Origin of the sequence: Peterkaempfera bronchialis, from assembly GCF_003258605.2 — a bacterium.
GTDB lineage: Bacteria > Actinomycetota > Actinomycetes > Streptomycetales > Streptomycetaceae > Peterkaempfera > Peterkaempfera bronchialis.
The window spans coordinates 3,683,551-3,695,823 of sequence record NZ_CP031264.1 but is presented as its reverse complement, the minus strand read 5'-3'; the positions used below and the strand labels follow the sequence as shown (position 1 = coordinate 3,695,823).

The 12,273-nt window shown below is 73.0% G+C and carries 10 protein-coding genes; 3 read left to right on the top strand and 7 right to left on the bottom strand.

Annotated features, from left to right (window positions below; genetic code table 11):
• Nucleotides 1-44: 44 nt before the first annotated feature.
• The 4 genes from C7M71_RS16400 to C7M71_RS16385 all read right to left on the bottom strand — a co-directional run bounded on the left by C7M71_RS16400 (nt 45) and on the right by C7M71_RS16385 (nt 5,627).
• The gene (locus tag C7M71_RS16400) at nt 45-1,460 is read right to left on the bottom strand and encodes an MFS transporter (protein ID WP_111489624.1); all 1,416 of its coding nucleotides are present in this window, start codon (nt 1,458-1,460) and stop codon (nt 45-47) included.
• Nucleotides 1,461-1,672: 212 nt separating this feature from the next.
• Nucleotides 1,673-3,787: an AAA family ATPase gene (locus tag C7M71_RS16395; protein ID WP_162824274.1), complete on the bottom strand. Its 2,115-nt coding sequence runs from the start codon at nt 3,785-3,787 to the stop codon at nt 1,673-1,675.
• A 133-nt stretch (nt 3,788-3,920) separates the two neighbouring features.
• A complete protein-coding gene (locus C7M71_RS16390; protein WP_111489622.1) occupies nt 3,921-4,265 on the bottom strand; it encodes a hypothetical protein in 345 nt (114 codons plus the stop codon).
• Nucleotides 4,266-4,406: 141 nt separating this feature from the next.
• Nucleotides 4,407-5,627 (bottom strand): saccharopine dehydrogenase family protein, encoded by a 1,221-nt coding sequence (locus tag C7M71_RS16385; protein WP_111489621.1) that lies wholly within the window; start codon nt 5,625-5,627, stop codon nt 4,407-4,409.
• A gap of 128 nt (nt 5,628-5,755) precedes the next feature.
• Between C7M71_RS16385 and C7M71_RS16380 the strand changes: the two genes are divergently transcribed.
• Complete coding sequence (locus C7M71_RS16380; protein WP_111489620.1) at nt 5,756-6,469, top strand: TetR/AcrR family transcriptional regulator; 714 nt, start codon at nt 5,756-5,758, stop codon at nt 6,467-6,469.
• A gap of 70 nt (nt 6,470-6,539) precedes the next feature.
• On the opposite strand, the gene C7M71_RS16375 is transcribed toward C7M71_RS16380, so the two are convergent.
• Both C7M71_RS16375 and C7M71_RS16370 read right to left on the bottom strand, forming a co-directional pair.
• Nucleotides 6,540-7,700 (bottom strand): hypothetical protein, encoded by a 1,161-nt coding sequence (locus C7M71_RS16375; protein WP_111489619.1) that lies wholly within the window; start codon nt 7,698-7,700, stop codon nt 6,540-6,542.
• Between the two features lie 244 nt (nt 7,701-7,944).
• On the bottom strand, nt 7,945-8,904 hold the full coding sequence (locus C7M71_RS16370; RefSeq protein ID WP_111489647.1) for an SDR family NAD(P)-dependent oxidoreductase: 960 nt from the start codon (nt 8,902-8,904) through the stop codon (nt 7,945-7,947).
• 149 nt (nt 8,905-9,053) lie between these two features.
• On the opposite strand from C7M71_RS16370, the gene C7M71_RS16365 reads away from it, so the two are divergent.
• Both C7M71_RS16365 and C7M71_RS16360 read left to right on the top strand, forming a co-directional pair.
• Nucleotides 9,054-9,641: a TetR/AcrR family transcriptional regulator gene (locus tag C7M71_RS16365; protein WP_111489618.1), complete on the top strand. Its 588-nt coding sequence runs from the start codon at nt 9,054-9,056 to the stop codon at nt 9,639-9,641.
• Nucleotides 9,642-9,851: 210 nt separating this feature from the next.
• Nucleotides 9,852-10,505: a biliverdin-producing heme oxygenase gene (locus C7M71_RS16360; protein ID WP_229758768.1), complete on the top strand. Its 654-nt coding sequence runs from the start codon at nt 9,852-9,854 to the stop codon at nt 10,503-10,505.
• A 65-nt stretch (nt 10,506-10,570) separates the two neighbouring features.
• Here C7M71_RS16360 and C7M71_RS16355 read toward each other — a convergent pair whose 3' ends face one another.
• Nucleotides 10,571-12,250: an HtaA domain-containing protein gene (locus tag C7M71_RS16355; protein ID WP_111489617.1), complete on the bottom strand. Its 1,680-nt coding sequence runs from the start codon at nt 12,248-12,250 to the stop codon at nt 10,571-10,573.
• Between the last annotated feature and the right edge of the window lie 23 nt (nt 12,251-12,273).

Sequence of the window (12,273 nt, the reverse complement as noted above, 5' to 3'; positions counted from 1 at the left end):
GTTGATACGGCGGTTTGTGCGGCGGGGTTGATGCGGCGGGTGGCTCAGTCGGCGACGGCGGGTCGGGCTTCTGCTGCCAGGGATCGCGCGGTGTGGATCCAGGCGCAGCCGGCGCTCAGCAGCGCGATCCCGGCCGCCCCGAGCAGGGCTTCGCGGTAGCCGTGGGCGAGGGTGTGCGGGGAGGGCGTACCGCCGTGGGTGGCCTGGGCGGCGACGGCGGTGAGGATCGCGAGGCCCAGGGCTCCGCCGACCTGCCGGGTGGTGTTGATCAGGCCGCCGGCCACGCCGGCGTACCGCGCGCTCACGCCTGCCACGCCGAGCGCGGTCAGCGGGACGAAGGCGAGGCCCAGCCCGGTGCCGATCAGCAGGCTCGGGCCGAGGAGGTCGGTGGCGAAGTGGCCGCCCACCGGGACCCGGGACAGCCAGGCCAGTCCGGCGGCGAGCAGCAGCAGACCGGGGACGAGGGTGCCCCTGACCCGCCCGGCCACCGTCGAGGACGTCATCAGCGCTGCGGCCAGCGGGAGTTGGGTGACCCCGGCGATCAGCGGCGAGTAGCCGAGGACCCGCTGCTGGTACAGGGGCAGGAAGAAGAAGGTGGCGATCCAGACCATGCCGAGCAGCAGCATCAACGCATTGCCCGCCACCAGGGACCGATTGCGCATCAGTACGGGCGGCACCAGCGGGTCGCCGGCCCGTCGCTCGATCGGCGCGAGCAGGAACAGCAGTACCAGTCCGGCGGCCGGCAGCAGCAGCGTCGGCGGCTTCGACCAGTCGGTCCTGCCGAGCCCGTACACCAGCAGCACCAGCCCGGCGGTGATGGTCAGCGCCCCCGGCAGGTCCAGCCTGCCGTTCTGCCGCCGGCTGCCGGGGGCCGGGGCCGGGGCCGGTACCAGGGCCGGGACCAGGAGCAGCAGCGGAATCGCGGTCACCGCGCTCACCGCGAAGATCGCCCACCAGCCGATCAGGCTGGTCAGCAACCCGCTGACCAGCACTCCGGCCGCGCCTCCGGCCGCCGAGACCGCGCCCCAGACGCCGAGCGCCCTGTTCCGCACCGGGCCCACCGGGGAGAGCGACAGCACGAGGGCCAGCGCCGCCGGTGACAGCACCGCCGCACCGGCCCCCTGGACCGCCCGGCCCGAGACGAGCAGCGCGGCCCCGGAAGGGATGCTCGCCGCCACGGAACCGACCGCGAAGAGTGCGAGCCCGGCGGCGAAGGTCCGGCGGCTGCCGAACAGGTCCGCCAGCCGCCCACCCACCGGCAGCAGCGCCCCGAAGGCGATCAGGTAGGCGTTGACGATCCAGCTGAGCGAGGTCTGCGACAGGTGCAGATCGGCACCGATCGCGGGCAGGGCGACGTTCACGATCGAGGTGTTGAGCGAGACCAGGAACTGCGAGGCCGTCAGCACGGCCAGGACGACACCGCTACGGCGGGCGTTCCCGATGGGTGGGTGAGCGCTCATCACGGGCTTCCGGTGGTCCGAACCAACCAGGGCACCGCCCGAACGGGCCTCCCCTGGTCCGCCACTTGCGACGGCAGCCTCCACACTGGGCCGCCCGCTCGGCCGGGCCCAGCCCAGTTCGGTGCTCACTACTGCTCACTACTGCTCACCGGCGCTCACCGGCGCTCACCGGCGCTCACCCGGGGGGCGGGGGGTGTGCCGCCCCGGTCGTGTCACTCGGGGCCGATGAGGATCGCTGCCCCGCTCAGCTCCTGGTGCCACAGGAGATCGCTGACCCGCTCGACGGCCGTCTTCAGATGCCGGCGGTATGTGCTGAAGGGCAGCCCCAGCCGCGCAGCCGCTGCCTCCTGGGTGGACGTGGGCTTGACGTAGGTCGCCGTGATCGCGCGGTGGCGTCTGCCGCCGTCGCGCTCGTCCAGCAGCGCGTCGATGGCTCCGAGCAGGACGTCGCCGAGGCTCCGGCCGCTCTCGACCACCACGCGGCTGCGCTGGAGGGGGTTGCGGGCCAGCAGCTCCTGATGCCGCAGGGTACGGAGGGCGTCCCGCACGGCGGCGTCGAACTCCGGTCGGGACAGAACCACGAGCTCGCCCCGGCGAGTCCTCTTCGCGGCGGAGGCGGAGGCGGCAGCGGCGGAGGCGGCAGCGGCGCCGTCGGAGTCCGGGCCGCCGCCCGCCAGCATCGAGTCGGTCTTCGCGGCCAGCCACTCGATGACCGGTTCGGCCCGCCAGTCGTGGCCGTAGAGGATGTAGCGATGGTCGCCGACCTCTGGCCGGATGTGCGTGGGCAGCATGTCGAAGTGCATGAGGTGGGCGTCCCAGAATCCGTCGTCGCGCATCACGACGAAGTGCCAGGAGAGGCGTTCGGCCCGGTAGATCTCGCCCATCATGCGCCACTGGGCCAGCGTTGTGGGCGCCGAGGGCCGCTGGTAGAGCGGCGGGTGGACCGTGAAGCGGGCCACGGCCAGCCGTTCCCCGGAGCGCAGCGGCCCGTAGCGGCGGACATGGGCCCAGGCGGCGGCCAGCACCGGGTCGACGTCCTCGCCGACCGGACCGTCCCGTTCGCTCAGCCACAACACCGCCGTGAACGCCTCGATCCTGCCGGTCCGCGTGGAGCGGTAGACCCGGAACGCCTCCGGCTGCCGGTCGAGCCAGAACCGGACGATCGCGGCGGACTCGGCGCCCTCGGCCTCCTCGACCAGCTCCGCCACGCGCGTCACGTCGGCGGGCGCGCAGGGCGTGTCCTGGACGATGCCCAGGGCGTCCCACACATGGAACTCCGGCATATGGCCGTCGGTCCGATACATGTAGAGCATCTCGCCGACCGCTTGCAGCATGCGCGCGGCAGGAGCAGCCCGTACCCGTTCGAACAGATACTGGTGCATCTGCTTGTGCATGGCGGCGAACCCTTCCGGATCGCGCCAGCGCAGATCGGCATCCAGCGCCTCGCGCACCACGTCATGCGGAAACAGGCCGGACGCGGTCGATTCGATGAACGGCTGGGTGCGCAGCCACCCGAACAGTTCGGAAGCGGCCCGTTCGCCGACCATGGCGCGCATCAGGGCCTCTGAGGTGACATAGGCGTGGGCGCACACCTCCAGCGCCTTGCGGTGCAGGGGGGTCGGGGGATCACCGACGAGCTGCGGCAGCAGGGTCGCGATCACGTCCTGGTCCGGCGACCACTCCCGCTCCTCCCCACCGCCCCTGACGGCCACTGCGGCGGCGAGGGCCAGCGCCAGCGGGTTGCCGCCGGTGAAGGAGAGCAGCCGGTTGTGCGCCCGGGTCGGTACGCCGCGCGCCCGCAGGAAGGCGGTGGCGTCCCCCGGGGGCAGGTTGCGCAGGGCGATGACCTGGAGCTGGCCGGTCCAGCCGGAGTCGGCGACCCAGCGCGGATCGGGGGCCACCCGTCCGGCGACCACCGCGACCGCGCCGAGCGGGAGGCGGGGGAGGAAGCGCTCCCACAGCCAGCCTTCGAGCCCCTGGCAGCGTTCGAAGGTGTCGATCAGCAGTACCGCACGCGGATCGCGGAGGGCATCCGCTGCGGCCTGGGCGAAGTCCTCCGGGGTCGGGTTGACCGTACGGCCGTCCACCTCGACGACGGTCCGACCCGCCTGGCGGGCCTCGCCGGCGAACTGCCGCAGCAGTGTGGACTTGCCGATCCCGCCGGGGCCGTGCAGATAGGACACGGGGACAGCGGCGTCGGAGAGTGCGGACCGGAACAGCGCCAGCTCGGCTGCCCGCCCCACAAAGGCGCGGTCGCGCGCCGCGACAAGACGACTCCCCAGCGAGGCGTTCTCCGAGCCCATGCCGCCGCCTTCCCCCTCGATCACGCCCCATGCTACGGAGTCGGGGCGGCCCCGCGCCGGGCCGGGCGGCGCCTTCCAGGGCTTCACGGACGAACGCCGCCCCGGTGGGGTCCCTGGGGGGACATCTACCGGGGCGGCGCTGGGGGTTGGGGGTGGTTCAGGAGAAGACCACCGAGCGCACCTTCAGCCGCTCGGAGGCCCGGCCGCCCTGGGGGCGGAGGGTGAAGTAGTCGCCCTGGCAGCCGATGCCGGAGAAGACCGTGGCGGTCGCGTCGGTGGAGTTGACCGGTGAGTGTGCGGGCAGCCGCGCCTCGTCGGCCGCCTCCGGGATGGTGATGCACTCCCGGCTCGGCGGGTCGATCAGCACGCCCGTCTGCCGGACGCCGTGGGAGTCGATGAACACATAGGTGAGCTCTCCGGTGGCCGCGCTGGCCGAGGTGGGCAGGGTCAGCACGAGCGCGAAGGCTCCGGTGGCGGCGGCCAGGGTGTTGCGAAGGCGCATGGGGTTTCTTTCTGCTGTGGACCGTTTCGGGCGGCCTGTCTCTTCCCGTGCCCGCACCCCGGGATGTGGCGCCTCACTCGAACGAGGCCGCTGAAACGATCCGGCACCGGCCGTTCGGGCCCCCTGCCGCCCGCCGGACGGCTACTGCTCGCGCAGGCCCCAGGGGGAGCCGTACTCGACCAGCAGATCGAGGAAGGGCCGGGGCGGGAATGCCTCCGGGCCGAGGACGCCCTTGCCGGTCCAGGCCCCTGCGGCCAGCAGTTCCAGGGCGGCCACCGGGTTGATGGCGGTCTGCCAGACCACGGCCTGAGAGCCGTACTCCCGCATCGACCACTGGTTGTCGACGACGTGGTACAGGTAGACCTCGCGCGGCCGGCCGTCCTTGGTGCCCTTGACCCAGGTACCGGCGCAGGTCTTGCCGTGCATGCGCTCGCCGAGCGTGGCCGGGTCGGGCAGCGCTGCCGCGACCACGTCGCGGGGGGAGACCCGGGCCGGGCCGAGGTCGGTCGCCACGGTGACCGGGGCGGTGCGGTCCAGGCCCAGCGCATGCAGGGTCTTCAGCTTGCCGATGAAGTCGTCGCCGAGCCCGTACTTGAAGGTGACCCGCTTGGCGTCCACCCACCGGGGCACCAGGAGCACCTCCTCGTGCTCGACGTTCACGCACTCCACGGGACCGATGCCCTCGGGGAAGTCGAAGACCTCGGGCTCGCTGAAGGGCTCGGTGGTGTACCAGCCCCGGTCGGCCTCGTAGACCACGGGAGGGTTGAGGCACTCCTCGATGGTGGTCCAGATGCTGAAGGAGGGCGCGAAGTCATAGCCCTCCACGGTGAGGTTGGCGCCGTCGCGGATGCCGACCTCCTCGATCTCGTCAAAGAGCTCGTCCGCCGCGTAGCGGGCGAAGACATCGGAGAGGCCGGGCTCCACGCCCATGCCGACCAGAGCGAGCTTCCCGGCCTCCGCCCAGGCGTCGGCGCGCGCGAACTGGTCGTCCCCGAGCTTGACGCCGCAGACCTCGTACGGCCGCTCGGGGTGGGGGTGGGACAGGGACATCGCCATGTCCAGGTAGTGCACGCCGGCGGCCAGGGCCGCCTGGAAGAGCGGCATCACAAAGCGCGGGTCGGTGGCATTGAGCAGGACGTCGCAGCGGTGCTCGGTCAGCAGGGCCACGACGGCGGCCTCGTCGGAGGCGTCGACCCTGGCCGCGCTGAACCGGTCCTTGCGGTCTCCCAGGGCGGCGACGGCCGCTTCGGCGCGGGACAGGTCGTAGTCGGCCACGACCAGGTGGTCCAGGAAGGACCGCCGGGCGGCGATCCGGGTGATGGCGGTGCCGACGCCGCCCGCTCCCACCAGCAGAACTCGCATGACGGAATCCACTCTCTTTCGGGGCTCTCCGGTACTTGGGGTCGGACCGATGAGACGTCGGCGCCCCGGTCAACGTCAATGGCGTTGGCATAAGCTCGGAAGCGTGGACGACGCGGAAGGAGTACGGCATGGCCAAGACGGTGGTGCCGGAGGCCGCCCGGCAGCGGCGGCGGCGCACCAAGCAGGGGACGGTGCTGTCGCACGGGCTGATCGTGGAGACCGCCCTGCGGATGCTGCGCGAGCACGGCGCCGCCGGGCTGACCGCGCGGCGGCTGGGCAGGGCGCTGGGGGCGGACGCCAGTAGCGTCTACCGCTACTTCCGGGGCATGGACGACCTGACGCTGGCCATCGCCGACGAGCTGATCAGCCGGGCGATGCGGGACTGGACGGCCACCGGCGACTGGCAGGCCGACCTGCGCGGCCTCGGGCTGCGCATCCACACCGCGTACCTGGCCCATCCGCAGGCCGCCGTACTGACGGCCAACCGGGTCACCGGCCGGGCCCATGAGGTCGCGGCGGACGAGGCGATCCTCGGCACCCTGCGGCGCGCGGGCTTCCCGGACCCGGCGGCGGCCCGGATCTACCACGCCTTCATCGACCAGAGCCTGGCCTTCGCCGCTCTGGACGCGGCGTCCCTGGCGCTGCCCGCACCGGCCCGGAGGGCTGACGAGGAGGTGTGGCGGGCCACCTATGCACGGCTTCCGGCGCGGACCCATCCGCATATCGCGGCCACCGCCGGGCTGCTGGTCGGCCGGATGAACGACAGCGCCTACCCGGTGGCCCTGGACATGCTGCTGGCCAGCGCGGCAGCCGAGCTGGCCGCGCCGGCCGGCGAGGGGTGAGGCGGCGAGGGTGAGGTAGAGAGGCGGGCGGGCGCGTCTCAGGGAGACGCGCCCGCCCGCCGCTTCGCTGCTAGCCGCGCAGTCGGGTGCGGGCCAGGACCCCGGTCTCCTGGAGGGGTACATAGCCGCGCGCCAGCAGTTCGGCGGTGACGATCAGGGCGCCGCCCTGGCCGCCCTCCGAGTACACGCCGTGCGCGAACGAGACCGTGAACGGGGTGAGGTAGGTGCCCCCCGGTGCGAGGTCCCGGGCGGGGGCGGGGGCCAGCACGGCCGTGAGGGTGTTGTCCGGGCCGGGGGTGAGCGTGACGGGCCGGCCGTTCGCGGTCACGGTGAGGTCACCGGGGCGGAGCCTCCGGCCCTGGGAGAAGACCAGCCGGGTGCCGACGGAGCGGTAGAACGGACCGGTCGTCGGGTCGGTGAAGACGATGGTGCCGTTCGCCGAGCGGCAGGGCCTGCCGGGCGTGGTGTTGGCCAGGCCGATGTGCCCTTGGGCGAGGGGCTGGACGGCGAAGTCGTAGACGACGCCGTGCACCGTGAGGTTGTCCACATAGGTGTCGAGGGTGGCGGTCGGGTCGCCGAGCCTGCCGACGTTCCCGATCACCCCGAGCACCCCGTCGCCGGGGGCGGTGCAGGCGGCGACATAGGCGCTCAGCGGTGCGTCGGCACCGGCCGGCAGGGACGGGACGGTGGGTACCGCCCGGGAGGTGCGCCAGAGGGATGAGCCGCTGGAGACGAAGTTCTGCCAGGTGTCCGGCACCACGCCCGAGCGGCCCTGGCTGTCGGTGGCGAGCTGGGGCTGGAAGCTGATGGTCGTGAAGGCGCCCTGGCAGGTCATCGGCAGCTGGAGGTTGGCGGCGGTGCCGGTGGCGGTGGACTTGGCGCTGTCCACAAAGGAGTCGTACGACAGCCGGGTGGCCGCGATGGTGCCGAGCGGGATCTTCTGGCTGAAGTAGTGCGCGGCCTGGGACTGCTCGCCGGGGCCCACCGCGAGGTGCAGGCTGCCGTTGAACCGCACGGGGTCCGCGAAGGGTGCGACCCGTTCGATGCCGGGGGTCTTGCCGACGTTGCTGGGGTCGTCCTCCAGGCGGATCCAGGGCCTTCCCGGGCCCAGGTCGGACGCCCTGACCTGCTGTACCGTCACGGCGGCCGAGGCGGGTGCGGGGGCGGAGAAGAAGAGGGCCGGAGCCGCTGCCAGGACAACGGCGGTGATGGACGCGGTGACACGGCTCATGCGATCGGGCTCCCATCGAGTGGCGGCAGCGGTGCGGCCTCGGAACGGTGGTGCGGCTGCACGGGACCACCTCTGCGTCCCACCGCCGGGCGTGCGCAACGCCGGTGACCGGCATTCCTCACCCGGATTGGCTCAGCCGGGAGCCCAGCGGCCCGACCGCCCAGCAGCCCGACCACCCGGGAGCCCGGGCGCGTGGGAGCCCGGGAGCCCGGGCGGCGGGCGGCGGACGGCGGGCCCGGCGCGGTTACCCGGCGAGCGTCTCGACGGAGACGCGCCAGAGCCGCACGGCCGCCTCGGGGTCGAGCGCATACGCCGCGACGCCCCTGCGGGTGCCCGGCTCGTGGGGCCCGGCCTCGTTGCAGTCCTCGAAGTACCGGCCGCCGACGCCAGCGAGCAGCGGGGAGGTGGCGAGCAGTACGGAGGTGGCCGCGCCCTGCTCGGGGGTCTTCCAGACGACGGCGGTGGCGGAACCGGTGCGGGCGCGCATCCGGTCGAGTTCCTCCGGGGTGACATAGCGCTGGAGGTTGGTCCGGATCGCGCCCGGCATCAGGGCGTTGGCGGTGATGCCGTCGTCCGCCCAGCGCCGGGTCGCCTCCACGGCGAAGAGCACATTGGCCGTCTTGGACTGCCCGTACGCCGCCCACGGTTCATAGGCGCGCTCCCGGAAGTGGATGTCCTCGAAGACGACCGGCGACTGGAGGTGGGCGCTGGAGCTGACCGCGACCACGCGGGCGCCGCCGGCGGCGGCGAGTGCCCGGTGGAGTCCGGTGGTGAGGGCGAAGTGGCCGAGGTGGTTGGTGGCGAACTGCATCTCCCACCCCTCGGGCGTGCGCATCTCGGGCGAGGCCATCAGGCCGGCGTTGTTGACCAGGAGGTGCAGCGGACCGTCCCAGGCGTCGGTGAACGAGGCCACCGAGCTCTGGTCGGCGAGGTCCAGCGGGGCGACCAGGACCTGCTTGTTCCCGGTGGTCGCGGTGATCTCCTCGGCGGTGCGCCGCCCGGCTTCGGGGTTGCGGACCGCCAGGGTCACCTCGGCGCCCGCGCCGGCGAGCGCCCGGGCGGTCTCGACGCCGATGCCGGACGCCCCGCCGGTCACCAGGGCGCGGCGGCCGGTGAGATCGATGCCGTCCACGACCTCGGCGGCGGTGGATGCGGCGGTGAAGGGAGTGGTGACGCGGGGGGTTGCGGGGTCGGAGGCAGTCATGATCATTCCCATCGGGCACAGGGCAAGGCTGGTCGGGAGGCCGGGCCGGTAGAATCAGAACCGGAGGAACCTCCGGTTTCACGATAAGCGGAGGCTCCTCCGTTTAGCAAGCGACGCCTCAGGCGGGCGACAAGGAGAAGGAGCAGCCCGTGCCGGCCACCGACCCCCGACCGCTGCGCGCCGACGCGCAGCGCAACCGTGACCGGCTGCTCGACGCCGCCGTCCGCGCGTTCGCCCACGAGGGGACGGAGGCGACCCTCGGGGCCATCGCCAAGGACGCGGGCGTCGGCATCGGCACGCTCTACCGGCACTTCCCCACCCGCGAGGCGCTGGTCGAGGCGGTGTACCGCAGCGAACTGGCGCGGCTGCACGACGCGGCGGCGGACCTGCTGCGCTCCCTGCCCCCCGAGGCGGCGCTGCGCACCTGGATGGACCGCTTCGTGGACTACATGACGACCAAGCGGGGCATGGCCGACGCACTGCGCGCCGTGATCGCCTCCGGCGGCAACCCCTTCGCCCAGAGCCGCGATCTGCTGATGGCCGCGATCAGCACCCTGCTGCACGCCGGTGAAGCCGCCGGGACGGTACGGTCCGACATCGCGCCCGAGGATGTACTCGCCGGCCTCACCGGCGTCTCCCTCGCGGCCGGCGAACCCGCGCAGCGCGCCCAGGCCGGGCGGCTGCTCGACCTGCTGATGGACGGTCTGCGCCGACGCGCCCCCGGCGTACCGGGCTGACGGAGCGCCGCCACCCCGATCCACCCACCCCCCTGCCCGCCCGGCTCCCATGCCCCGGCGGTGCTGCCCCCTGCCCGGCGCCGGCCCCGACTGGCGGTCAGGGAGGCGTCCTGGGATATTTACCGACAGCTTGTCGGCAAACCATTGACTTAGGTATACCTAAGTTGAAAGCATGACCACGTTGCCGCAGGTCCGAACCAGGAGGTCCCCTTGTCGCTGTCCCCCTTCTCGACCGTCATCCGCACGGCGAGCCACGACCAGCACACCGAGGCTGAGAACTCGGCGTTTATGAGCAACCTGCTGGGTGGGCGGTTCGGGGTGGATGCCTACACCCGCTACACCGAGCAGCTGTGGTTCATCTACCGGGCGCTGGAGGACGCGGCCCGGACGCTGGTGGACGATCCGGTCGCCGGTCCGTTCATACGACCGGAGCTGATGCGCGTCGCCGAGTTGGAGCGCGACCTGCAGCACCTGCTGGGCGACGGCTGGCGGGACCGGGCCGAGGCCCTGCCCGCCACCGCCCGGTACGCCGCCCGGATCGCCGAGGTGGCGGCGGAGTGGCCGGCCGGCTATGTCGCGCACCACTACACCCGCTACCTGGGCGACCTGTCGGGTGGTCAGGTGATCCGTGGCATAGCGGAGAAGACCTGGGGCTTCGAGCGCAAGGGGGACGGCGTCCGGTTCTATGTCTTCGAGGCGATCGAGAACCCGGCCGCCTTCAAGCGCGAGTACCGCGTGCTGCTGGACGGGCTGGCGGTGGACGAGCTGGAGCAGCAGCGGGTGGTCGAGGAGTGCCGCAACGCCTTCGCGCTGAACAGCGCCGTCTTCGCCGACCTCGGCGGGGTCTTCCCGCTCAGCGCCTGACCGTCCGGCACGGGCCCGGCCGGCACCCTCTCGGGGTACCGGCCGGGCCGTTGTGCGTGGGGGTGTCAGACCTTGCGGCGACGGCTCACCACGAAGGTGGCCGCACCCGCGGCGAGCAGCGCGCCGGCGGTGCCGAGCAGCGGCAGCGTGGAGCCGGAGCCGGTCGCGGCCAGCGCCCCGTCGCCCCCGCCCACGGTGGAACCGCCCACCGTGGAACCGCCGGTGGAGCCGCCCGTGCCCGAGCCGGTCGAACCGCCGGTGCCGGAGCCGCCGGTGGAGCCGGAGCCGCCCGTGGTGCCGGAGCCGCCGGTGGGCAGCGTCGCGTCGTCGTCCAGGGTGACGGCGACGGTGACCGGGTCGAGGGCGTCACCCGGGTGGTAGAAGCCGCCGAACGCCGGCGCACCCTCGGCGGTCAGCGAGGCGCTGGCCGCCGTGAAGGTGACGACGCCCTGGGCGGCCTTGGTGCTGACCGAGCCGAGCTTGGCGACGGCGATGTCGTTGTACTCGACGACCTCGCCGGTGGCGCGGTCCTTGCTGGAGATGTCGGCGGTGAGCGTCCCGCTGGTGCCCTTGACGGCCACCTTGAGGTCGCTGAACTTCAGGTCCAGGGCGTAGCTGCCGCTCTCCTTGTGCCCGAGGAAGCGCACGGTGCCGTTGAAGGCCGCGTCAAGCGTGCCGGTGGCGGCGGTGTAGTGGCCGTGGCCCTTGGTGAAGCGGTAGGCATCGCCGCTGGCGACCGCCCCGCCGCCGAGCTCGACCTTGCCGCCCGCCGCGCCGGTGACATAGGTGCGGAAGGACTGCTTGACGCCCCAGTCGAGGTTGCCGTCCACCACGGTCCCGTCGGTGGCCGGGGCGGAGGAGGAGGGGGTCGAGGTGGGCGTGGTGGTGGGCTCGCCGGTCGGAGTGCCGGTCGGGGTGCCGGTCGGGGTGCCGGTCGGGGTGCCGGTCGGGGTGCCGGTCGGAGTACCGGTCGGGGTGCCGGTGGGCTCGCCGGACGGGGTGTCCGTGGGCTCGCCGGTCGGGGTGCCGCTCGGCGTGTCGGTGGGCTCGCCGGAGGGGGTCCCGCTGGGGGTGTCGGTGGGCTTGCCGGTCGGCGCCGGGGCGGTCTTGACGGACAGGTCGGCCGGGTCGAGCGCGTCGCCCGCCTTGTACATGCCGTTGAACGCCTTGGCGCCGTCGGCGGTCAGCACCGCGGCGATCCCCTTGAAGGTCATCGCACCGTCGTCACCGGTGCCCCGGGTGGCCGCCGACAGGTCGATCGAGGCCAGGTCCACATCGTCGGCGGTGGTCCCGCCGCTGGTGACGTCGGCGGTGATGGTGCCGGCCGTACCGCTGGTCCTGACCTTGAGGTCGGCGATCGTGATGTCGAAGCCGTGCGCCGTGGAGAGGAAGCGGACGCTGCCGCCGAAGTCCATCGCCACGCCGTGGTCGGCCATGGTGTAGCTGCCGTCGCGCCCGGTGAAGTGGAAGGTGCCGTTCGCGTTGGTGGTGGCGCCACGGCCGGGCTCTATGCTGCCGGCCGCGACTCTGACGACATACGAGCGGAACGACTCCTTGAAGCCCCAGTCGAGGGTGCCGCTGCTCAGCGCGATGGTGGCCGGGGGCGCACCCTCGGCGGCGAACGCCGGCAGGGTCAGTACGGTCGCGCCCGCCGCGGTCACGGCGGTGACGGTGGCGGCTGCCAGGGCGAGGCTGCGGCGGGCCGTGCGGGGTCGCGGTCGGGGGCGGGTGTGGATCTCGCGCATGGTGGGGGATCTCCTCGGGGGTA

Excerpts from the sequence above, each read along its gene's own strand:
- C7M71_RS16400 (WP_111489624.1), bottom strand. The coding sequence starts at position 1,460 with ATGAGCGCTCACCCACCCATCGGGAACGCCCGCCGTAGCGGTGTCGTC.
- C7M71_RS16390 (WP_111489622.1), bottom strand. The coding sequence starts at position 4,265 with ATGCGCCTTCGCAACACCCTGGCCGCCGCCACCGGAGCCTTCGCGCTC.
- C7M71_RS16385 (WP_111489621.1), bottom strand. The coding sequence starts at position 5,627 with ATGCGAGTTCTGCTGGTGGGAGCGGGCGGCGTCGGCACCGCCATCACC.
- C7M71_RS16380 (WP_111489620.1), top strand. The coding sequence starts at position 5,756 with ATGGCCAAGACGGTGGTGCCGGAGGCCGCCCGGCAGCGGCGGCGGCGC.
- C7M71_RS16375 (WP_111489619.1), bottom strand. The coding sequence starts at position 7,700 with ATGAGCCGTGTCACCGCGTCCATCACCGCCGTTGTCCTGGCAGCGGCT.
- C7M71_RS16370 (WP_111489647.1), bottom strand. The coding sequence starts at position 8,904 with ATGACTGCCTCCGACCCCGCAACCCCCCGCGTCACCACTCCCTTCACC.
- C7M71_RS16355 (WP_111489617.1), bottom strand. The coding sequence starts at position 12,250 with ATGCGCGAGATCCACACCCGCCCCCGACCGCGACCCCGCACGGCCCGC.